We start from the raw sequence: 20,272 nt of genomic DNA, 5'->3' as shown, positions 1-20,272 counted from the left end.
GACTTACTCCGCGGCGATGAGGGTGGGTTCGGTGGGGCGAGGCGCGCCACCTTCGCGGCGGCGCATGGCGATCGTGGCGTCCACGTCGAGGATCAGCGCGACGCGGCCGTCGCCCAGGATGGTCGCGGCGGCGACGCCCTCGACCTGCTGGTAGTTCTGTTCCAGGGACTTGATCACGACCTGGCGCTGACCGTGGATGGCGTCGGCCACCAGGGCGGCGCGCGAGCCGTCCTCGCCTTCGACCAGCAGCACGACGCCGTCGGTCGGGTGGGGCGAGTGAGCGCGATAACCCAGGGCCTGGCCGACGTCGATCAGCGGCACGAAACTGTCGCGGACGGCCAGCACCGAGCCGACCGGGCCCAGCGGACGAACTTCTTCCGGCTTCGGACGCAGGCTTTCGACGATGGCGGCCAGCGGCACGACCAGGGTCTCGCCGGCGACGTCGACCACCATGCCGTCCAGGACGGCCAGGGTCAGCGGCAGGCTGAGCGTGAAGGTCGAGCCCAGACCGGGCCGCGAGGTGATCGAGATGCGGCCGCCCAGGGCCTGGACCGAGCGCTTGACCACGTCCATGCCGACGCCGCGGCCCGACACGTCCGAGATCTTGTCGGCGGTCGAGAAGCCCGGGAGGAAGATCAGGTTGTCGATCTCTTCGTCGGTCAGCGTCAGGTCGGGCGCGATCAGGCCCTTCTTGACCGCGATCGAGAAGACCCGCTCGCGGTTGATGCCCTTGCCGTCGTCCGAGACCTCGATGACGATCCGGCCGCTGCGGTGCAGCGCGGCCAGGCGCACGACGCCTTCGGGATTCTTGCCGGCCGCCTTGCGCTCATCGGGGCTTTCCAGCCCGTGGTCGATGGCGTTGCGCAGCATGTGGGTGATCGGGTCGGACAGACGCTCGATGACCGTCTTGTCGACTTCGGTGTTCTCGCCGTCCATCACCAGGCGGGCCTGCTTGCCCGTCATGTTGGCGACTTCGCGGACCAGGCGCGGCATGCGCTGGAACACCGACTTCACCGGCTGGGCGCGGATGGCCATGACGCTGTCCTGGATCTCGCGGGTGAGCTGTTCCAGCTCATCCAGACCCATGGCCAGGTTCGAGGACGGGGCGATGCCATACTCGCCGACGCGCTGCGCCAGCATGGCCTGGTTGATGACCAGTTCGCCGACCAGGTCGATCAGGCGATCGATGCGCTCGGGATCGACGCGGATGACCGACTGGCCGGGACCCGGGACTTCGACCTGGGTGGCCTTCGGCGCGGCGGCGGCCGGAGCGGCGGCGGGCTTGGCGGCCTCGACGACCGGCGCGGGCGCGGGAGCGACCTCGGCGACCAGCGCTGGGGCGGGAATTTCGATCGGCTCGGGGGCCGGGGCGGACTCGACGGCGTCCACGGCCGGCGTTTCGGCGATGGTCAGCAGCGCGGCCATGGCGTCATCGACGCCGCCTTCGCCGCGGGTGATTTCCAGGTCGCAATCGCCGTCGACAAATTCGAAGACCTCGCGGATCGCGGCCTCGTCCTCGTCGGTTTCCAGGCGGACGCTCCAGGTGACGAAGGCGGCTTCCGGGTCCAGGTCTTCCAGGGCCGGCAGGGCGCGATCGTCCAGGGTCGCCTTGATCGGACCCAGGCGGTTCAGCTCACGCAGCAGCAGCGCCGTCTCGTTGGCCTTGCGATACAGGTCCGACTTCGGACGGATCGACACCGTCCAGACGTTGGACTGGATCACGTCGGCGTCGGCGGCCTGCGCCTCGACCGAAATGGTCTGGGGCACGAACACGAAGCCGAGGTCGTCGTCGTCCATCGCATCGTCAACGACGGCGGGGATGCTGACGGGGGCGGCGGCGACATCCTCGACGACCGGAGCGTGCGCGGCGGCGGCGGGGGCGGCGTTGGGGTCGGTCCAGGTTTCCAGCTCGGCGGCCATGGCGGCCGAGGCTCCCATGTCGACATCGCCCAGGCCGCGAGCGGCGCTGACGTGGTCGGCCAGGATGTCCGAGGCGCGCAGCAGGACGGCGGCCAGCTCGACCGTGTTGGGCACGGCGCCCGAGCGCACGGCGTCCAGCAGGGTCTCGAACACGTGGGCGAAACGCACCAGCGGTTCCAGACCAAAGGCGCCGGCGCCCCCCTTGATCGAGTGGACGGCGCGGAACACGGCGTTGACCGTTTCCAGGTCGCCGGCCCCTTCTTCCATAGCCAGGAGACCGCCCTCGAGGTCGGCGAGAAGCTCCTCGCATTCCTGGAAGAAGGTGACCTTGATGGCCTCTAGCTCGTCCATATCCCGTACGTCCTAATTCGCGTCTAGCAACGGGTACTCAAAAAACGGGGTACTGAAGTCTTGGCCTGGATCAGGCGGCGACGCGCCGGATGGCGTCGACCAGCTTTTCCGGGTTGAACGGCTTGACGATCCAGCCCGTCGCGCCGGCTTCGCGAGCCCGCTGCTTCTTGGCCGGGTCGCTTTCCGTGGTCAGCACCAGGATCGGGATGGCGCGATAGTCGTCGTCGACCCGCACCGCCTCGATGAAGCCGAAGCCGTCCAGCTTGGGCATGTTGATGTCGGTGATGATGATGTCGGGGCGATGGGCGGAGAGAACCTCCAGACCGTGTTCGCCGTCGACAGCCTCGACCACATTGAACCCGGCGCCGACCAAGGCCATGCGCAGCATGTCCCTCATGGTGCGGGAATCATCGACCGTGAGAACCGTACGCGTCACGATTCAGCTCCTTGGAATTCCGCCGAGAGGAGCGCCCCTTCGGCGCCGAAAAGACGGGTGGTTTCAACGAAGGCCTCGGAAGGCCCCTTGATTGAGAAGGACTGACCGTCCCGGTCCCAGGCCTTGCGGGCGGCCAGCAGAACCTGCAGGCACAGACCGCCGAGGCGACGGACCTGATCGGCTTCCACGGTGATCGCCGCGCCGCGACGCTCCAGGAGGGCGGCCTTCAGAGGGGCCGCGGCCTTGAGATCCAGGGTTTCAGGCAGCGCGATCGCAGCGGCCATCAGAATTCCTCCCAACCTTCCGTGACGGGGGCCTGGGCGACCGCCGCCGAACCACTGCTCCGGCCCGGGCGGGCGAAGGTGTTCAGGCGAGCCTGTTGCTCGGCCACCGGGTTGCGCGCCGGAGCGTGCTGCGTCGCGTCGGCCATGGCCGGGCGGGCGTAGTTCGAAGCGCCGTTACCCACTTGGAAGCGGGCCATCAGGCGGACCAGCTCGCCGGTCTCACCCTTCAGCGAGTGCGTCGCGGCGGTCGACTGCTCGACCATGGCGGCGTTCTGCTGCGTGACCTGATCCATCTGGTTCACGGCGGTGTTCACTTCGTTCAGACCGGTCGCCTGTTCCGCGGCCGAAGCCGCGATTTCGGTGACCAGGGCGTCGATCTCGCCGACCTTCGCCACGATCCGTTGCAGGGCCTCGCCCGTCTGGCCGACCAGGCTGACGCCTTGGCTGACCTGCTGGGTCGAGCTGGAGATCAGAGCCTTGATCTCCTTGGCCGCTTCGGCCGAACGCTGAGCCAGGGCGCGAACTTCCTGGGCGACGACCGCGAAGCCGCGGCCCGCTTCGCCCGCACGCGCGGCTTCGACGCCGGCGTTCAGGGCCAGGAGGTTGGTCTGGAAGGCGATTTCGTCGATCACGCCGATAATCTGGCTGATCTGCTTGGACGAGTTTTCGATCTCGCCCATGGCCGACACTGCCTGATGAACGACCTGGCCGCTATGCGTCGCTTCGCCACGCGTCGTCGAGACCACGTCCGAGGCTTGGCGAGCGCCCGAGGCCGTGCGGCGCACGGTGGCGGTCAGCTCGTCCAGGGCGGCGGCGGTTTCTTCCAGGCTGGCGGCCTGTTGTTCGGTGCGGCGCGACAGGTCGTCCGAAGCGTGGGCGATTTCGTCGGCGCCGGTGCGCAGGCCGTCGGTCGAGGCGGCGATGACCTTCATCGTCTCCTGCAGCGAGCCCATGGCGCCGTTGAAGTCGTCCTTCAGCTTGCGGTAGTCGCCGGGGAAGTCGGCGGTCACGCGGAAGGTCAGGTCGCCCGAGGCCAGCTTTTCCAGGCCCTCGGCCAGGTTGCTGACGACGGTCGAGGCTTCCTGGGCGGCGGCGGCGGCGGCGGCTTCCTTGGCGCGGCGTTCATCGGCCGTGAGGGCGGCCGACTTTTCCTGCTCGGCGCGCAGCGCGTCCAGGTGCAGCTGATTGTCGCGGAAGACCTTGAGGGCCGAGACGATGGCGCCCAGCTCGTCGCCGCGGGTCATCTTCTCGAGGTCGATGGTGTTGTCGCCCTTCGACAGCTTGTCGGTGGCGCCGGCGATGTCGTTGATCGACTTGCGGGTCGTCATGACCGTGAACCAGGCCAGACCGCCGACGGCGGCCAGGGTGATCAGCGACATGACGATCGTGATGCTCATCGCGGCCGTGGCTTCCGCCTGGCGCTTGGTCGTCTCGGTTTCGATGCGCTTGTTGGCGACGGCGACGACCTGGTCGAGCAGACCGGTCATCTTCGTGTACTGCTCCTCGAACGGCGCGATGAAGCCGACGGCCATGCCGAAGTCGACGCCGATCATGCCGCTGACCGTATCGATCGCGCTGCGGCATTCCTCGAGCGACTTGATCAGCTCGGCGATCTTGGGCTGTTCGGCGGCGGGGAGCTTGGCCTTGAGCGCGGCCAGGTCCTTCTTCACCGAGTCAGTCTCTTTCAGGATCGCCGCCATCCGGGCGTCGTTCCCGCCCAAATCGATGTTGCCCGCCTTGTGGGTCAGCACCGTGTAGAGCTCGCCGTTGATGTTCGAGATGCGCTTGGAGATCTTCTGGATCTCCATGTTCTGGCGCATGTCGCTTTCAACGACCTGTTTCAGAGCGGCCGACTGGCTCTTCTGAACAACGATGGCGCCACCCGCCATCAGGGCCAGCATCAGCAAAGCGAATGCTGGCGCAAAGCCGATCTTGATAATCAACGGTAAATCGACGAGACGAATCCGTTTCATCGCGAGGTCCCCTCCAACCGGCGCGCCGTGCCCACGGATCGCCAACATGAGAGGGGATAATCCCCATAGAGTCCTAACAGACTCTGACTTGGTTAAAGCCAATTCGACATAATAGTTCGAGGTGGTGTCGAACGGGGCGTTTCGTCGCAGGCCTCCGCGCGCGGAATCTATAGAGGCGAGAGCCCGTCGCGAGAGTCTCACCTGGATCGAGCGATGGTTACCCAGAAGTAAACCTTCAATATTCTTCGCCGACTCAGAATCTCTTAACTTGAAGCTGCGACAAGGCTCCTGCGTCCGGTTGGCGCATCGTCCATCGGACGTGACACTTTTACTAGGAGCAGCGGGATGAAATATCCGATCGCTATTGCCGCGGGAATCGCTGGCAGCTTTTTCGTCGCTCAGGCCGCTTCGGCCGCTGGCGGTTTCGAAGACCAGATGGGCCGTTGCCTGCAACAGTTCGCGAACACCCGCGACGCCGCGCAAGTGATGCTCGAGTGCAACGCCGCCGACGGCAAGCTGTCGGACTGCAAGGTCGTTGACAACAGCGCCGCCGGCAAGGGCTTCGACAAGGCCGCGATGTGCATCGCCGAAAAGCTCCCCATGGGCGCCAAGACCGGCACCGTGAAGGTTCCGTTCCGCTTCCCGGGCGGCGCGTAAGCGTCGCTTCCTTTCGGGGGAAACAAAACGCCCTCGCCGACTCTGTCGGCGAGGGCGTTCTGCTGTCTGGAGACCGCCGAACACCGTCGCGCCCTATACTTTAGAACTCTTCCCAATCGTTTTTGATGGCCACGGCGGTATTGCCGCGCGAGCCCGGGCTCGAGGCGCCGGGACGCACGGGCGAATGGGCGGCGGGGCGAGCGGCCGGCGCGGCGCGCGCGGGCTTGGTCACGATATCGTCCTGGCGCCCGGCCGAGACTTGGCCTGAGACCTGGAAAGTGGCCACTTGCTTGATCAGTTCGGCGGCCTGACCCTTGAGGGAATGGGTCGCGGCCGTCGTCTGCTCCACCATGGCGGCGTTCTGCTGCGTGACCTGGTCCATCTGGTTGACGGCCGTGTTCACTTCGTTGAGGCCCTGGGCCTGCTCCTGGGCCGAGGACGAGATCTGGACGATCAGCTCGTCGATCTCGGCCACCTTGGCGACGATGCCGCGCAGGGCGTCGCCGGTCTGACCCACGAGCCCCACGCCGCGATCGACCTGGGCGGTCGAGTTGGCGATCAGGGCCTTGATCTCCTTGGCCGCGTCGGCCGAGCGCTGGGCGAGCGCGCGGACCTCCTGGGCGACCACCGCGAAGCCGCGCCCCGCCTCGCCGGCCCGAGCCGCTTCGACGCCGGCGTTGAGGGCCAGCAGGTTGGTCTGGAAGGCGATCTCGTCGATCACCCCGATGATGTTGCCGATCTCGCGCGAGCTGGTCTCGATCTCGCCCATGGCCGAGACGGCTTGGTCGACCACGGCGCCCGAGCGCTCGGCCTCGGCCTTGGCGCCGGCGACAACGTCCTGGGCCTGCTTGGCGCCGGAAGCCGTGCGGCGGACGGTCGAGGTGATCTCGTCCAGAGCGGCTGCGGTCTCTTCCAGGCTGGCGGCCTGCTGCTCGGTGCGACGCGACAGGTCGTCGGCGGCGACGCCGATCTCGTCAGTCCCCGACCGGATTCCGTTGGTGGCCTCGGACACCCGGCTCATCGCCTGCTCCAGGATGCCGACGGCGTTGTTGAAGTCGTCCTTCAGCTTCTGGAATTCGGACGTCACATCGGCGTTGAGGCGACCGACCAGATCGCCCTGGGCCAAGCGATCCAGGGCGTCGCCCAGGGCCTGGACGACGGCCTTCTGGTTGGCCTCGCTGGCCAGGCGCGTGGCTTCCAGGCGCTGCCGTTCGGCCTCGATGGTCTCCAGATAGATCGAGATGGCGAAGTCCATGTCCAGCATGACCGCCTTGATCAGGGCGCTGACCGCGTCGCCGGCCTTGCCGGAGTCGCCCCTGGCCATGAACCCCTTGGGCCATTGCTCGGCGATCACGGCGCGGATCAGGTGCTCGCTGACCACCGCGTAGCCGCCGATGTACCAGCGCGGCTCCAGGCCGATGCGGGCGTGGGTCTGGCCGATGGTGCGCACGGCCTTGACGTAGGTCTCGTCGAACTCGGCGCGCGAGATCACGTCCCAGTGCGTCCGCTGGCGGCCCGCGGCGGCCTGCATGTGCTTTTCGTCGCCGAAGAACTTGCGGGTTTCCGGCGTCGAGCGGACCTTGGCGTAGAAGGCGTCCAGCGCCGGGCCGATGGTCTCGCGGATGACGGGCTGCAGATCACGCAAGGCGTCGCGCGCCTTGGCGTCCAGACCCATGAACGCCACTCGGTCGTTGATCGCGTGATCCTGGCTCATCGCCCGTCCCCGTTTCGAAATGCGGGAGCAGGCTCGCCTTGCATACTTAACGCCAACTTAAATATTCGCGCGCGGCGGGCGACACAGTGACGCACACACCAAAAGGGCGAGTTGACGAGGCCGAATATCGATTTTCTTGAAAACCTTTGCGTGGACTACGAAAATCGCCCCCCACGCGACATTTCAACACAGCTATCCTCGCGACATACCGCCGCGGCTTTTAACCGCCCCGTTTCAAGGTTTCCCGGGCGATGACCAGTTGCTGGATCTGGCTGGTGCCCTCGTAAATCCGGAAGATCCGAACGTCGCGATACAGACGCTCGATCCCATAGTCGGCGACATAGCCGGCGCCGCCGAACACCTGCACGGCGCGGTCCGCGACCCGGCCCACCATTTCCGAGGCGAACAGCTTGGACGCCGCCGCCTCCAGCGTGACGCCCACGCCGGCGTCGCGCTTGCGGGCGGTTTCCAGGACCAGCGCCCGGGCCGCCAGGGCCTCGGTCTTGCTGTCGGCGATCATCGCCTGGATCAGCTGGAAGCTGGCGATCGGCTGGCCGAACTGCTTGCGCTCACTGGCATAGGCCACGCAGTCGGCGATCAGCCGCTCGGCCACGCCCACGCAGACGGCGGCGATGTGCAGGCGGCCACGATCCAGCACCTGCATGGCGACCTTGAAGCCCTCGCCCTCTTCGCCCAGGCGGTTCTCGACCGGCACGCGGACATTGTCGAAGGTGACGTCGTGGATATGGGCGCCCTGCTGGCCCATCTTCTTCTCGGGCTTGCTGACCGAGAGGCCAGGAAGATCGCGCTCCACCAGGAAGGCCGAGACCCCGCCCCCGCCCTTCACGTCGGGATTGGTGCGGGCCATGACGGTGAAGAGCGAGGCCTTGCCGGCGTTGGTGATGAAACGCTTGCCGCCGTTCAGGACATAGTGGTCGCCATCCAGCGTGGCGCGGGTCTGCACCGCGGCGCTGTCGGAGCCGGCCTCCGGCTCGGTCAAGGCGAAGGAGGTGATGGTTTCGCCCGACGCGATGCCTTCCAGCCACTTGGCCTTCTGAGCATCATTGCCGAACATGACGAGGCCCTGGCTGCCGATGCCGACATTGGTGCCGAACACCGAGCGGAAGGCCGGCGAAGCGCGGCCCAGCTCGATGGCCACCAGCGCCTCCTCCTCCATGTCGAGGCCCAGACCACCATACTCTTCGGGGATGGAGAGGCCGAAGAGGCCGAGGGCCTTCATCTCCTCGATCACGTCGGCCGGGACGGCGTCGTCCTCGGCGACCTTGGCTTCGATGGGGCGCAGGCGCTCGGCCACGAAGCGCGCCACCGTCTCGAGCAGTTGCTCGCGGGTTTCCAGATCGAGGGCCATGCGCTTCTCCCGGTCAAACACTTGTTTTGACCGGGACTGTAGCGACGGCTTCGAAGAATGGAAGCCTTACCCTTGGGCCTTCTCGGCTTGGGCCAGCACGCTCTTGCGAACGCCATAGGCGAAGTAGACCGCCGCGCCGATGATGTGGGCGAGCAGGAAGTAGATCTGGGTCTTGGCCGGCAGGCTGTAGAACAGATACAGGCAGCCCAGGATGCCCGCCGGGGCCACGATCCGCCACATCGGGGTCGAGAACACCCGCGGACGATTCGGCTCGCGACGGCGCAGCACGATCACCGAGGCGCCGACCGCGATGAAGGCCGCCAGGGTGCCGGCATTGGCCAGCTCGGCGATGTCCTTCAGCGACAGGAAGCCCGACAGCACCGCCGACAGGGCGCCGGTCAGCAGGGTCATCAGCACCGGCGTGCCGGTCTTGGCGTTCACCCGCGACAGGGCGCGCGGCAGCAGGCCGTCGCGGGCCATGACGAAGAAGATCCGGCTCTGGCCATACATGAAGGCCAGGATCACGGTCGGCAGGGCGACGACGGCGGCCAGGGCCACCAGCTGGGCGGTCTTGGGATGGTTCAGGGCCTCCAGGATGAAGACCAGCGGCGCCTCGCTCTTGGAGAACACCTCGGCGCGCGAGGCCCCGATCGCGACGGCGGCGACGATCATGTAGATGGCCGTGCAGGCGGCCATCGAGCCGACGATGCCGATGGTCAGGTCGCGCTTGGGGTTCTTGGTCTCTTCGGCGGCGGTCGACACGGCGTCGAAGCCGTAGAAGGCGAAGAAGATCAGGCTGGCGGCGGCCATCACCCCGACCTTGGCGGCGTCGGGCCCGGCGCCCTCGGGGATATGGGCCGAGAAGCCGTTGGGCATGAACGGCGTGAAATGGCCGGCGTCGAAGGCCGGCAGACACAGGGCCACGAAGATCGCCAGGGCGATGATCTTCACGAACACCAGGATCATGTTGACCGTGGCGCTCTCGCGGGTGCCCAGGGCCAGCAGGCCCGCTACCGCCATCGAGATGATCACCGCCGGCAGGTTGACCAGGCCGCGCCCGCCGCCCGCCAGTTCCACATGCGGCCCGGCCAGCAGAAACTCCGGAAACCCCGCGGCCTTGAACAGGTCATGAGCGTGGGCCGACCAGCCGACGGCCACGGCCGCGCAGACCAGCGTGTATTCCAGGATCAGGCTCCAGCCGACGAACCAGGCGACCGGCTCGCCCATGGCCGCGTAGCTGTAGGTGTAGGCGCTGCCCGCGGCCGGCATCATGGTCGACAGCTCGGCGTAGCAAAGGGCGGCGCAGGCGCAGACCGCGCCGGCTATCAGAAAGGACAGGATCACGCCCGGCCCGGCCAGGCCCGCGCCCACGCCGGTCAGGGTGTAGATGCCGGTGCCGACGATGGCACCGACGCCCAGGGCCACCAGATGCGGCCAGCTCAGGGTCTTTTTCAGTTGGTGGCTGTCCGCGTGTCCCGCGGTGATGGTGTCGATGGCCTTTCGGCGCGTCCAGAAGCTCAAGACAGGGTCCCTCCCACTCTTTGAGCGGAACATGGAGTGGGTTTCGCCCCCCGCCAAGCTTGTTTGTTAGAAGAAAATTCTCGTCAGGGCGTAGGCCAGGACGGCGACGGCGGCAGTGACCGTTCCCAGCATCACCGCCAGCTTCGGCTTGACCTCCAGCAGGGCCTTGGGACCGAGCTTCGCCGAGATCGCGCCCACGCCGGCCAGCAGCAGGAAGCTCGAGCAAGTCATCAGGGTCGAGACCATCGCCGCCGGGACCAGATTCAGCGCCCGGGCGCCGGCGAGGGCGAAGAAACCCAGTACGAACAGCGGCGGGGCTTTGACACCCGCAACGACGCCACCGTCCTTGGAGCGGGTCAGAAGGAAGCCGATCAGCACCACCGCCGGGCCCAGCCAGACGATGCGGGCCAGCTTGGCCAGCGCCGCCGTGCCCGCGACCTCCGGCGACACCGAAGCGCCGGCGCCGGCCACCTGGGCGACGTCGTGGATCGAGAGACCGAAAAACACCCCAGCCTGGTGGGCGGTCAGGCCCAGCGCGTGGGCCAGCGGCGGATAGGCCAGCATGGCCACGGTCGACAGCAGGTTGACCCCGACGATGACCAGGGCCGTCGTGCGCTGGTTGGCGGGACTGGCCGGCGCGGCCTGCGCGGCGGCCAGGGCGGCGGAGGCTCCGCAGATCGAGCAGGCGGCCGCCGCGATCAGGGCCTCGGCGAACGGCAGGCCCAGCGCCACGCCGGCGGCCGCGCCGATGGCCAGGCCGCCCAGCACCACGACGCCGCTGGCCAGGATGGCCGGACCGCCCAGGGCGGCGAACTCGGCCCAGCTGATCTGAGCGCCCATCATGGCGACCCCGAGCCGAAGCCCGGGCTTGGCGAAGACGTCGAGACCCGCGCCCAACTGCGCCTGCAGACCCAGCGCGCCCAGCATCATGCCCAGCGCCACCGCGATCAGCGGCGCGGGCGCGTGCAGGCTCTGGGACAGCAGCTTGGCCAGCACCGCCAGCAGCACCCCGGCGACCAGGCCGGGGCCGAGACGGCCGGCGCTCAGCTTGAGCGCGGCGGCGGTCATCCCCGGACGGTCTCCCCAGAAATCGAGGTAGGGGCCGCAAAGTGCTTGTCGGCGCGCTCGCAGCGGCTCGACAGGCGCTCGTTCAGGCGGCGAACGGTCTGGCTGCCGGTGCGCTCGAAGGCGAACGGCAGGATGCCGTGGACGATGCAGGCCAAGCCCGCGCCCAGCAGGGTGAAGCCGAAGCTCCAGGCCACGCCCATGTGTTCGCCATAGCTTTCGCCGACCGACTTCGGGTGACGGGTGAACGACAGGTCCATGGACGCCTCGCGGGTTACCGAGGCTCTCTAGGATGGCGAGGATTCGGAGAAAGGCATTACTGGATCGCGCGCCGATCCAAGCGTAGAGAGAATTTCATTCTTCGATCGAGGGCTTCCGGAGATGATTGATCTCGACCAGACGGACCGACGCATCCTGGCTATTCTCCAGGAGGACGCCACGGTCGCGATCGCCGACATGGCCGAGCGGGTCGGCCTGACCCAGACGCCATGCTGGAAGCGGGTCAAGCGCCTGCAGGACGCCGGCGTCATCACCGCCCGCGTCGCCCTGCTGGACCGCGAGGCCCTGGATCTGGGCCTGACCGTCTTCGTGGCCGTGAAGACTGGCCGCCACGACGAGGCTTGGCTGGAGACCTTCGCCGCCGGCGCCAAGGCCCTGCCGGAGGTGATCGAGTTCTACCGCATGAGCGGCGATGTCGATTACCTGCTCAAGGTCGTTGTCCGCGACATCGCCGCCTATGACCGCTTCTACAAGCGCCTGATCGCCACCGCCCCGCTCACCGACGTGTCGTCCAGCTTCGCGATGGAGCAGATCAAGTTCACGACGGCCCTGCCGATCTGCCCCACTTGAAGGCCGTCGCGCGGATGTCATCGTCGCGGTTCAACTAGGGCCAGTTTCGAGTGGAGAACGGCTTATGGACGCGACGCGGCGTGGACTCCTGATCGGCGGCGCGGCGCTTGCCCCCGCCTTGGCGCCCTCTCTGGCGATAGCGGCCGAGACCTCGGTCGACCCTACCGCTCCGCCAGCCATCCGCGCCCATCTCGGCGTCACCGAAAATCCATTCGGCCCGGCCCCGTCGGCCCGCAAGGCCGCCGCCGACGCCCTGCTGGAGACGCCCTATTACGCCTGGGCGCTGGAGCCGCCGCTGGTCAGGCTGATCGCCCAGCGCGATAGCCTGAAACCCGAACAGGTCGGCCTGTGCAACGGCTCGCTGGAGGCCCTGTCGCTGCTGTCGACCGCCTTCGGCAAGACCGGACCAGTCGTCTCGGCCCAGCCCAGCTACGCCACGCCGCTGCTTTATGCCGAGCGCCAGGGCGCCAAGCTGGAATGGGTTCCGCTGGCCGCCGACCAGCAGATCGACCTGCCGGCCCTGATCGAGCGCGCAAAGGCGACCAACGCCGGCGCGGTCTATGTCTGCAATCCCAACAATCCGACCGGCCTGCTGCTGGACGCCGACGCCTTGCGGGCCTTCTGCATCGAGGTCGCCAAGACCCGGCCGGTGATCGTCGACGAGGCCTATATCGAGATCAGCCCCGACCCGGCGCGCAACTCGATGATGGACCTGGTCCGCGCCGGCCACGACGTGATCGTCGCCCGCACCTTCTCCAAGGTCTACGGCATGGCCGGCCTGCGGGTCGGCTTCATCGCCGCCCGCCCCGACCGGGTGAAGACCCTGAAGAGCATGATCCCGACCCACAAGGGTCGTCCTGGCCTCGCCGCCGCGACGGCCTGCTATGGCGACCAGGCCTATCTGGCCGGGGCCAAGGCCTATCTCGAAGGCTGTCGGAGGAAGATCTACGCGATCTGTGAGGCCAACGGCCTGAAGTACCTGCCCTCGCACGGCACCTATGTCTTCGTCGACAGCGGCAAGCCGAACCTGGCCTTCCAGAAGACCCTGGCCGGCATGGGCGTCGAGGTGCGGGTGTTCGACAGCCCGGCCCACCCGACCTGGATCCGCGTCGGCACCGCCAGCCCGGCCGAGCTGGACTATTTCGCGTCGGTTCTGCCCAAGGCTTTGCGGGCCTAGGCTTGGCGGCGGGAACGACCTATTGGTCAGACCTCGTCTGATCAGTGATCCACCATGCCTATTGTCGAGATGACCGCGGTCGACGCCGACCACTTCCACGGCGAGATCGTGCCCGCCGCTCAGCCGGTCGTGTTTCGTGGCCTGGTCGCGCACTGGCCAGCCGTGGCCGCCGCGCGCCAGGGCGACGAAGCCCTGTTCGAATACCTCGCGCGCTTCGACCGCCAGGAGTCGGTGGGCACGCTGATCGCTCAGCCGGAGGCCGGCGGGCGGTTCTTCTACAATGACGACCTGAGCGGCTTTAATTTCCAGGGCGGCCGGGCGCGCCTCTCCAAGAGCTTCGAGTTCCTGCTGGCCAACCGTGAGGTCGAGCGGCCGGCGACCTTGGCGGCCCAGTCGATCTCGACCCGCGCCCACCTGCCCGGCTTCGCCGCCGAGAACGTCTCACCGCTGCTGGGGCCCGACGTCGAGCCGCTGCTGTGGCTGGGCAACCGGGTGATCGTCGCCGCCCACCAGGATCCGTACGAGAACCTGGCCTGCGTGGTGGCTGGCCGCCGCCGCTTCACCCTGTTCCCACCAGACGCCGTCGCCGACCTCTATATCGGCCCGTTCGAGAAGACCCCCGGCGGCCCGCCGATCAGCATGGTCTCGTTCGATGAGCCGGACTTCGAGGCCCATCCCCGCTTCGCCCAGGCCCTGGAGACCGCGCAAGTCGTCGAACTCGCGCCGGGAGACGCGCTCTACATCCCGTATCTGTGGTGGCACCACGTGCGCTCGCTGGAACCCGTGAACCTGCTGACCAACTATTGGTGGGCCAACGCGCCCGCTGGACGCGGCCAGGCCATGGACGCCTTCCTGCACGCGGTGCTGGCCCTGCGCGCCCTGCCCGCTCACCAGCGCGCGGCGTGGAAGAGCACCTTCGACCACTATGTGTTCGGCGACCCGAACGCCGCCACCGCGCACCTGCCCGACAACGTCCACGGCATGCTGGGCGAGCTCTCCGAAGAGGACGCCCGCCGCATCCGCCAGGTCTTGGGGCGGAAGCTCTCGTCCTAGGCCCCCTATTCCGGCCAGAGGTCCTGGATGTCGCCCTTGCGGTTCAGCATGTGGGTGGCGCGCTTGATGACCTGCAGCAGGCGCTCCTTCCGGCCGTCCTTGTCGTAGGTCAGGGTCGAGCGGGCCAGGCCTTCCAGCATGAAACGGGCGAGGTCGCGGCTGGCCTGGAAACGCGGGCCGGCGCCGGCGTGCAGGATCTTCACCAGGGCGTCGCCGGCCTGGGCGCGATCGAACTCGGCCTGGGCCGGGGCCAGCAGGGCGTGGATGGCCGGGTCGGTGCGGCCGGCGGCCTCCAGCTCGGCGAAGGCCATGAACGGGATCGAGTGCAGCAGCTCCCAGTAGCTGTCGATCGCGTGCTCGGTGACGTCCGCGCCGCTAGGCACGCTGCCGGCGGCGGCGCGGAACAGGGTCGAGCGCTCGGCCTGGATATGGGCCACGGCGGCCTCGACCAGGGCCTCGCGGGTCGGGAAGTGATACAGCATCGCCCCGCGCGTCAGGCCGGCCGCGTCGGCGATCGCCGGGTTGGTGGCGGCGTGATAGCCGATCTCGGCGATCAGGCGCATCGCCTGGTCCAGAATCCGCGCGCGGGTCTTCTGCGACTTGGGGGTGTCCTTGGCGAGGCGGGCGGCGTCCATCGGGGTGACTTAGTGCGATGGATGTTGCACCGCAACACCTAGCCCAACCCCAAGCGGCGAAAGGGATTGCTATTGCGTCCAGTTTTTTGACGACTGCGCTGAAATTGAGCAGTTCACGGGCTGACGCAACGGAAGCTGGACCGCGACAACGGCAAATCGGCCGCGGCATCATTTCATTAAAGCGACACGCAATCAGCTTAATCGCCAGCCGTTGGCCGCCATCTTCCGATCCGGGGACGGAACGATATCGCGGCATCACAACGGGGGTTCGACCATGAGCGCCGACGTCGCCGTTCGCCGCTACCGCTCTGTCTTCATCAGCGACCTGCACCTGGGCACGCGCGGCTGCCAGGCCGAGCTGCTGCTGGACTTCATCCGGCATATCGAGTGCGAGAAGCTCTATCTGGTCGGTGACATCATCGACGGCTGGAAGCTGCGCAGCGGCTGGTTCTGGCCCCAGGCCCACAACGACGTGGTGCAGAAGATCCTGCGCATGGCCCGCAAAGGCACCGAGGTCATCTATGTGCCCGGCAATCACGACGACCGCATCCGCGACTTCTGCGGCGTCCACTTCGGCGGCGTCATCGTGGCCCGCGACGTGATCCACGAGACCGCCGACGGCAAGCGCTACCTGGTTGTCCACGGCGACGAGTTCGATGGCATCGTCCAGCACGCCAAGTGGCTCGCCTTCCTCGGGGATTGGTCCTATAGAACCATCCTCATGCTGAACACTCTGGTGAATCGCCTTCGGCGTCGCCTGGGGTTCGGTTATTGGAGTCTGTCGGCGTTTCTGAAGGTCAAGGTGAAGAACGCTTTGCAGTTCATCGAGAACTTCGAGGCCGCCGTGGCTGACGAAGCTCGGCGTCGGGGGGTGGACGGCGTGATCTGTGGTCACATCCACAAGGCCGAGATGCGTGACATCGACGGCATCCGCTACATCAACGACGGCGACTGGGTGGAAAGCTGCACGGCGCTGGCCGAGCACGCCGACGGTCATCTCGAGATCCTGGAGTGGGCCAAGCTGCGCTCGTGGTCGGTCATCGACCGCGCCCGCTCGCTGACCGCTCCAGAAACGATCGAAGAGCCGTTGCCGGAGCCCGCCGCCGCCTGATGCGAATTCTGCTTGCTACCGACGCCTGGGAACCTCAAGTCAACGGGGTGGTGCGCACCCTGAGCCGGGTGACCGAGGAACTGCGCGCCATGGGCCACGAGGTCGATGTCGTCAGCCCCGAACAGTTTCCGACCTTCCCGCTGCCGACCTACCCCGAGATCAAGCTGGCCATCGGCGCCTATGAGCCGGTGCAGGAGCGCTTCAAGTCGTTCGAGCCCGAGGCGATCCACATCGCCACCGAGGGACCGATCGGCCTGGCCGCCCGCCGCATCTGCCTGGAATGGAAGCTGCCGTTCACGACCAGCTACCACACCAAGTTCCCCGAATACGTCTCGGCCCGCCTGCCGCTGCCGCTGGCGGCCGGCTACACCTACATGCGCTGGTTCCACAAGCCGTCGGGCCGCCTGATGGTGGCCACGCCGACCATGCGCGACGAGCTGGCCAAGCACGGCTTCCGCAACCTCTCGCCGTGGTCGCGCGGCGTCGACACCGACATCTTCAAGCCGCGCGTGGCGGGTGATCCCGACATCTTCGAGGGCCTGGCCCGTCCGATCTTCCTCAATGTCGGCCGCGTGGCCGTCGAGAAGAACATCGAGGCCTTCGCCAGCCTGGACCTGCCGGGCACCAAGGTCGTGATCGGCGACGGTCCCCAGCGCGAGGAGCTGGCCGAGAAATATCCCGAGGTGAAGTTCCTGGGCGCCAAGTTCGGCGACGAGCTGGGCCGCTACTTCGCCGGCGCGGACGTCTTCTGCTTCCCGTCCCTGACCGACACCTTCGGCCTGGTGATCCTCGAAGCCATGGCCGCCGGCGTGCCCGTGGCCGCCTTCTCGGCCCCTGGTCCGGTGGACATCATCCCCGGCTCCAACGCCGGCGTCCTGGCCCCCGGCCAGACCGACGGGCTGAAGGAAGCCTGCCTGGCGTGCCTGGACCTCGACCGCGCGGTGGTCCGCAAGTTCGCCGAGAAGTTCTCCTGGCGTTCGTGCGCCGAAGAGTTCTACCGCAATCTGCAGCCCTATCCCGAGCCGGAGAAGACGCGGTTCTGGCGGCGTCTGCGCCGCCTGGCCCGCCTGCGGAAGAAGACGGCGGCCTAAGGGCGATTCACGGTTTCAAGGTCGACACGACGGCGCCGCTTCACGCGGCCAGCCGCTGAAGATGTGTGGGGAGGCGACGGAGCGGCCGGGCGAACCCGGAGACCGTGAGGTTTTGTTTTGCGTTTCGGCTCGTCGACCGCTCCGCCAGGCTGTTTTTTCCGTGAGGACGGGAGGCGTGAGCGTATTTCAGCTCGGGTCCCCAAGAGCCCCCGGACGGGCGTGGACCAACTGGATCGGCTCAATCCGTCTCCAGCTCGGCGATCCACGATAGGCGGCTTGTACGATCACCGCCCTGTCGATCCGCTGCTCGGCCTTGATCCCGGACGATCCGTCACCCGCACGCGCTCCTAAAGAGTAAGCCGTACGACCTGACGAGCCAGCCGGGGACCGCGCAGCGACCCCGCTCAACCTACCCCCGCCGCCGTATTGGGCCGGATCCAAACGCCCTCCCCCGCGACGGGGATGGCTATGAGTATGGGGGCGGTTCTGAACGCGGATCATTCAGGGCCGCGTAAAATCGACAAGCGCTTGATTTCGCTGCGTTCGATCTCGCGAACGCCGAGGATAGAGGCCGCTCAATCCCCGTGAATCCCTCTCTCCGGGAGAGAGGGAGGGGCCCACGCCTTCGGCGTGGGAGGGTGAGAGGCTACACCCTCACCGGACAAGGTACTGACGAAACGCGCGGCGGAACGGCCCAGGGTTCACCGGCCAACGGTGAAACCTCTCACCCTCCCACCGCTACGCGGCGGGCCCCTCCCTCTCTCTATGAGAGAGGGTTTCAAGTGCGCGACCCCGCTCCCGTCACCCGCCTCTTCCGCCCCGGAAGAGCGCCCGCCTTACATCTCACGGCGAGACGATCGCGGGGCTGACCAGGTCACTCAAGGATCGCACCGCCCCTGGTCGGCTTTCGAGATCCGTTGCTGACGCTCCCGTCCGAGTTTAATCTGTGAAGATGGATATCCTCCGCGAGGGTGAAGAAGCTCTTGTCGCAGGCGAAGCCGCTCGCCGCGAGAAACGAGCAGCCGACGCGGTTCAAGCCTTCGCGCAAGCCATCGCATGTTTTCGACAGGCCCGCGACGAGCCACGCCTCGCCCACGCCCTGAGCCGCCAGGCGCAGGTGGCGCGCGATGCGGAGGATCTTCGAACCGCGCTGAAGCTGCAGAACGAAGCGGTCAGTCTGGCGCGCCGCTCCGCGCCATCGTCACTGGCGCGTCTTGTCCGCCACCTTGCCGATATCCTGCAGCAAGGCGGCGATCCCGCTGCCGCCGCTCCTCTTTATGCCGAAATGATGGAACTCTATGGGGCGGCGCCGGAGACACCGCCGCTCGAACTGGCCAACGCGATACGCGGTCTGGCGTGCAATTCGGAAGCGCTCGGCGATCGGATGGCGGCCCGGCGGTTGTGGCTCGATGTCCGTCGACGCTACCTGGCGCTCGACGAACTGTTTCACGACACGTATGGGCTCGCCGAAAATCCGGGCGTTATCGAAGCCGACGGGCGGCTGGCGAACTTGGCGTCCGCCGAAGGTCCCTTCCCACCCTAAGCGGTCCTTGCTTCGACGCCGCGATCAACAGTCTTTATTCCCGGGGCCAAAGGCGAGCGACTGGCGCGAGCGGCACGGCGATTGGGGCGAGCGCGATAGCGCTCCAGCCGGTGATCACCACCGGTGAAGTCCTCCGCATAGAGCCCGCGATACCCGAATGACCACTGTCCGCCCCCCAACCGCGGACACCCAAAACCTCCGCCCCTACCCCTCCGCCTCGCCCTTCTTGCGCTTGCACGGCTTGACGATGACCTTGTCGATCCGCGAGCCGTCCATGTCGACGATCTCGAGGTCGAAGGCGCCGATGGTGACGTGTTCGCCTTCGGAGGGGATGCGGCCCAGGCGGTCCAGGATCAGACCGGCCACGGTGTGATAGCCGCCGTCGGCCTCGAAGTTCTCGCCCAGGTGATCGTTCAGTTCCTGGATGTCGAGGCGGGCGTCGATCAGCCAGCTGCCATCGTCGCGGCGGATGATGCGTTTTTCGTCGTCGTCGTGATCCTCGGGGAAGTCGCCGGCGATCATTTCCAGGAGATCCAGGGGCGTGATCGCGCCCTGCAGCGAGCCGAACTCATCGACGACCAGGGCCATGTGCAGGCTGGTCAGCTTGAAGACCGCCAGGGCTTTCAGCAGCGACATGGTCTCGGGGATGGCGACAGGCTGCTGGACGTGGGCCTTGAGATCAAACGGCTCGGCCGACAGACAGGCGTCCAGCAGGTCCTTCTTCAGGACGACGCCGATGTCGCCGTCCAGGTCGTCCTCGGTGGCCACCAGGATGCGCGAGTGGGCGCTGGCGCGGATCTCGCTGAGGACGGTCTCGGGGCTGTCGGCCAGCGACACCCAGAAGAGGTCGCGGCGCGGGGTCATGGCCACGCGCACGGGCCGGTCGCCCAGGCGCAGCACCTCGTTGATCATCGCCCGCTCCTCGGGTTCGATCAGGCCGGCGTCGGCGCCTTCGGCCAGGACGGCCTCCATCTCCTCGGTGGTGACGCCGTTGTTGCGCTCGTCGCGCACGCCCATCAGCTTGAGGACGGCGGCGGTCGAGACGGTCAGCAGCGTCACGAACGGGCGCAGCACCATGGCGACGATGGCCAGGAACGGCGACATCTTGCGGGCGATGACGTCCGGGAACATCAGGGCCAGGCGCTTGGGCACCAGCTCGCCCAGGATCACCGAGACATAGGTCAGGCCGATGACCACGATGGTCGTGGCGATGCCTTCCGAATATTTGGCCAGGGGCGGAACGCTGGTCTCCAGCCAGATGTCCAGCGCGCTGGCGATGGTGGCCTGGCCGTAGGCGCCGGCGAAGATGCCGATCAGGGTGATGCCGACCTGGACCGCCGACAGGAACCGCGTGGGATGCTCGGCCATGTCGAGGGCCAGCTTGGCCCCTCTGTCGCCCCGCTCGGCGAAGCCTTGCAGGCGGGCCTTGCGGGCCGAGACGACGGCCAGTTCGGACATGGAAAAGACCCCGTTCAGGAGAACGAGGAGGAAGACGACGGCGAGCGCGACGAGGATCATGGCCC

The 20,272-nt window shown here is 67.3% G+C and carries 18 protein-coding genes; 7 read left to right on the top strand and 11 right to left on the bottom strand.

The features are described from left to right. Positions 1 to 3 precede the first annotated feature (3 nt). From ACW173_RS10415 to ACW173_RS10400, 4 genes are all read right to left on the bottom strand, one after another. Positions 4 to 2,271, bottom strand: a complete 2,268-nt coding sequence (locus ACW173_RS10415; protein WP_492085151.1) for a chemotaxis protein CheA — start codon at positions 2,269 to 2,271, stop codon at positions 4 to 6. Positions 2,272 to 2,341: 70 nt separating this feature from the next. Further along, positions 2,342 to 2,707 (bottom strand): response regulator, encoded by a 366-nt coding sequence (locus ACW173_RS10410; protein ID WP_099581620.1) that lies wholly within the window; start codon positions 2,705 to 2,707, stop codon positions 2,342 to 2,344. Then, positions 2,704 to 2,991: an STAS domain-containing protein gene (locus ACW173_RS10405; RefSeq protein ID WP_492085150.1), complete on the bottom strand. Its 288-nt coding sequence runs from the start codon at positions 2,989 to 2,991 to the stop codon at positions 2,704 to 2,706. Before ACW173_RS10405 ends, ACW173_RS10410 begins: the two co-directional genes overlap by 4 nt. Beyond that, the gene (locus ACW173_RS10400; protein ID WP_492085149.1) at positions 2,991 to 5,012 is read right to left on the bottom strand and encodes a methyl-accepting chemotaxis protein; all 2,022 of its coding nucleotides are present in this window, start codon (positions 5,010 to 5,012) and stop codon (positions 2,991 to 2,993) included. Before ACW173_RS10400 ends, ACW173_RS10405 begins: the two co-directional genes overlap by 1 nt. Before the next feature lie 297 nt (positions 5,013 to 5,309). On the opposite strand from ACW173_RS10400, the gene ACW173_RS10395 reads away from it, so the two are divergent. Then, positions 5,310 to 5,621, top strand: coding sequence for a hypothetical protein (locus ACW173_RS10395; protein WP_066686217.1), 312 nt, complete (start codon positions 5,310 to 5,312; stop codon positions 5,619 to 5,621). A gap of 100 nt (positions 5,622 to 5,721) precedes the next feature. Here ACW173_RS10395 and ACW173_RS10390 read toward each other — a convergent pair whose 3' ends face one another. The 5 genes from ACW173_RS10390 to ACW173_RS10370 all read right to left on the bottom strand — a co-directional run bounded on the left by ACW173_RS10390 (position 5,722) and on the right by ACW173_RS10370 (position 11,550). Beyond that, on the bottom strand, positions 5,722 to 7,335 hold the full coding sequence (locus tag ACW173_RS10390; protein WP_492085148.1) for a methyl-accepting chemotaxis protein: 1,614 nt from the start codon (positions 7,333 to 7,335) through the stop codon (positions 5,722 to 5,724). Between the two features lie 220 nt (positions 7,336 to 7,555). Continuing rightward, the gene (locus ACW173_RS10385; protein ID WP_492085146.1) at positions 7,556 to 8,704 is read right to left on the bottom strand and encodes an acyl-CoA dehydrogenase family protein; all 1,149 of its coding nucleotides are present in this window, start codon (positions 8,702 to 8,704) and stop codon (positions 7,556 to 7,558) included. A 66-nt stretch (positions 8,705 to 8,770) separates the two neighbouring features. After that, positions 8,771 to 10,258, bottom strand: a complete 1,488-nt coding sequence (locus ACW173_RS10380; protein ID WP_492085145.1) for an amino acid permease — start codon at positions 10,256 to 10,258, stop codon at positions 8,771 to 8,773. A gap of 33 nt (positions 10,259 to 10,291) precedes the next feature. Continuing rightward, positions 10,292 to 11,293 (bottom strand): putative sulfate exporter family transporter, encoded by a 1,002-nt coding sequence (locus tag ACW173_RS10375; RefSeq protein ID WP_492085143.1) that lies wholly within the window; start codon positions 11,291 to 11,293, stop codon positions 10,292 to 10,294. Next, positions 11,290 to 11,550, bottom strand: coding sequence for a DUF6356 family protein (locus tag ACW173_RS10370; protein ID WP_492085141.1), 261 nt, complete (start codon positions 11,548 to 11,550; stop codon positions 11,290 to 11,292). The genes ACW173_RS10375 and ACW173_RS10370 overlap by 4 nt, the downstream gene beginning before the upstream one ends. A gap of 121 nt (positions 11,551 to 11,671) precedes the next feature. On the opposite strand from ACW173_RS10370, the gene ACW173_RS10365 reads away from it, so the two are divergent. The 3 genes from ACW173_RS10365 to ACW173_RS10355 all read left to right on the top strand — a co-directional run bounded on the left by ACW173_RS10365 (position 11,672) and on the right by ACW173_RS10355 (position 14,369). Further along, positions 11,672 to 12,139, top strand: a complete 468-nt coding sequence (locus tag ACW173_RS10365; RefSeq protein WP_492085140.1) for an Lrp/AsnC family transcriptional regulator — start codon at positions 11,672 to 11,674, stop codon at positions 12,137 to 12,139. A 64-nt stretch (positions 12,140 to 12,203) separates the two neighbouring features. After that, on the top strand, positions 12,204 to 13,316 hold the full coding sequence (locus tag ACW173_RS10360) for a pyridoxal phosphate-dependent aminotransferase (RefSeq protein WP_492085138.1): 1,113 nt from the start codon (positions 12,204 to 12,206) through the stop codon (positions 13,314 to 13,316). A gap of 54 nt (positions 13,317 to 13,370) precedes the next feature. Beyond that, the gene (locus ACW173_RS10355; protein ID WP_492085137.1) at positions 13,371 to 14,369 is read left to right on the top strand and encodes a cupin-like domain-containing protein; all 999 of its coding nucleotides are present in this window, start codon (positions 13,371 to 13,373) and stop codon (positions 14,367 to 14,369) included. Positions 14,370 to 14,374: 5 nt separating this feature from the next. On the opposite strand, the gene ACW173_RS10350 is transcribed toward ACW173_RS10355, so the two are convergent. After that, complete coding sequence (locus ACW173_RS10350; RefSeq protein WP_492085135.1) at positions 14,375 to 15,004, bottom strand: TetR/AcrR family transcriptional regulator; 630 nt, start codon at positions 15,002 to 15,004, stop codon at positions 14,375 to 14,377. A gap of 274 nt (positions 15,005 to 15,278) precedes the next feature. Between ACW173_RS10350 and ACW173_RS10345 the strand changes: the two genes are divergently transcribed. From ACW173_RS10345 to ACW173_RS10335, 3 genes are all read left to right on the top strand, one after another. After that, complete coding sequence (locus ACW173_RS10345; RefSeq protein WP_492085133.1) at positions 15,279 to 16,115, top strand: UDP-2,3-diacylglucosamine diphosphatase; 837 nt, start codon at positions 15,279 to 15,281, stop codon at positions 16,113 to 16,115. Then, a complete protein-coding gene (locus ACW173_RS10340; RefSeq protein ID WP_492085131.1) occupies positions 16,115 to 17,206 on the top strand; it encodes a glycosyltransferase family 4 protein in 1,092 nt (363 codons plus the stop codon). Before ACW173_RS10345 ends, ACW173_RS10340 begins: the two co-directional genes overlap by 1 nt. A gap of 946 nt (positions 17,207 to 18,152) precedes the next feature. Continuing rightward, the gene (locus tag ACW173_RS10335) at positions 18,153 to 18,749 is read left to right on the top strand and encodes a hypothetical protein (protein ID WP_492085130.1); all 597 of its coding nucleotides are present in this window, start codon (positions 18,153 to 18,155) and stop codon (positions 18,747 to 18,749) included. 204 nt (positions 18,750 to 18,953) lie between these two features. Here ACW173_RS10335 and ACW173_RS10330 read toward each other — a convergent pair whose 3' ends face one another. After that, entirely contained in the window at positions 18,954 to 20,267 is a 1,314-nt protein-coding gene (locus tag ACW173_RS10330) for a hemolysin family protein (protein WP_492085128.1), read from the bottom strand. Positions 20,268 to 20,272: the final 5 nt, after the last annotated feature.

Source organism: Caulobacter sp. ALps2 (genome assembly GCF_058681635.1).
The sequence above is the reverse complement of the archived record's forward strand: the minus strand, read 5'-3'. Positions and strand labels throughout refer to the sequence as shown.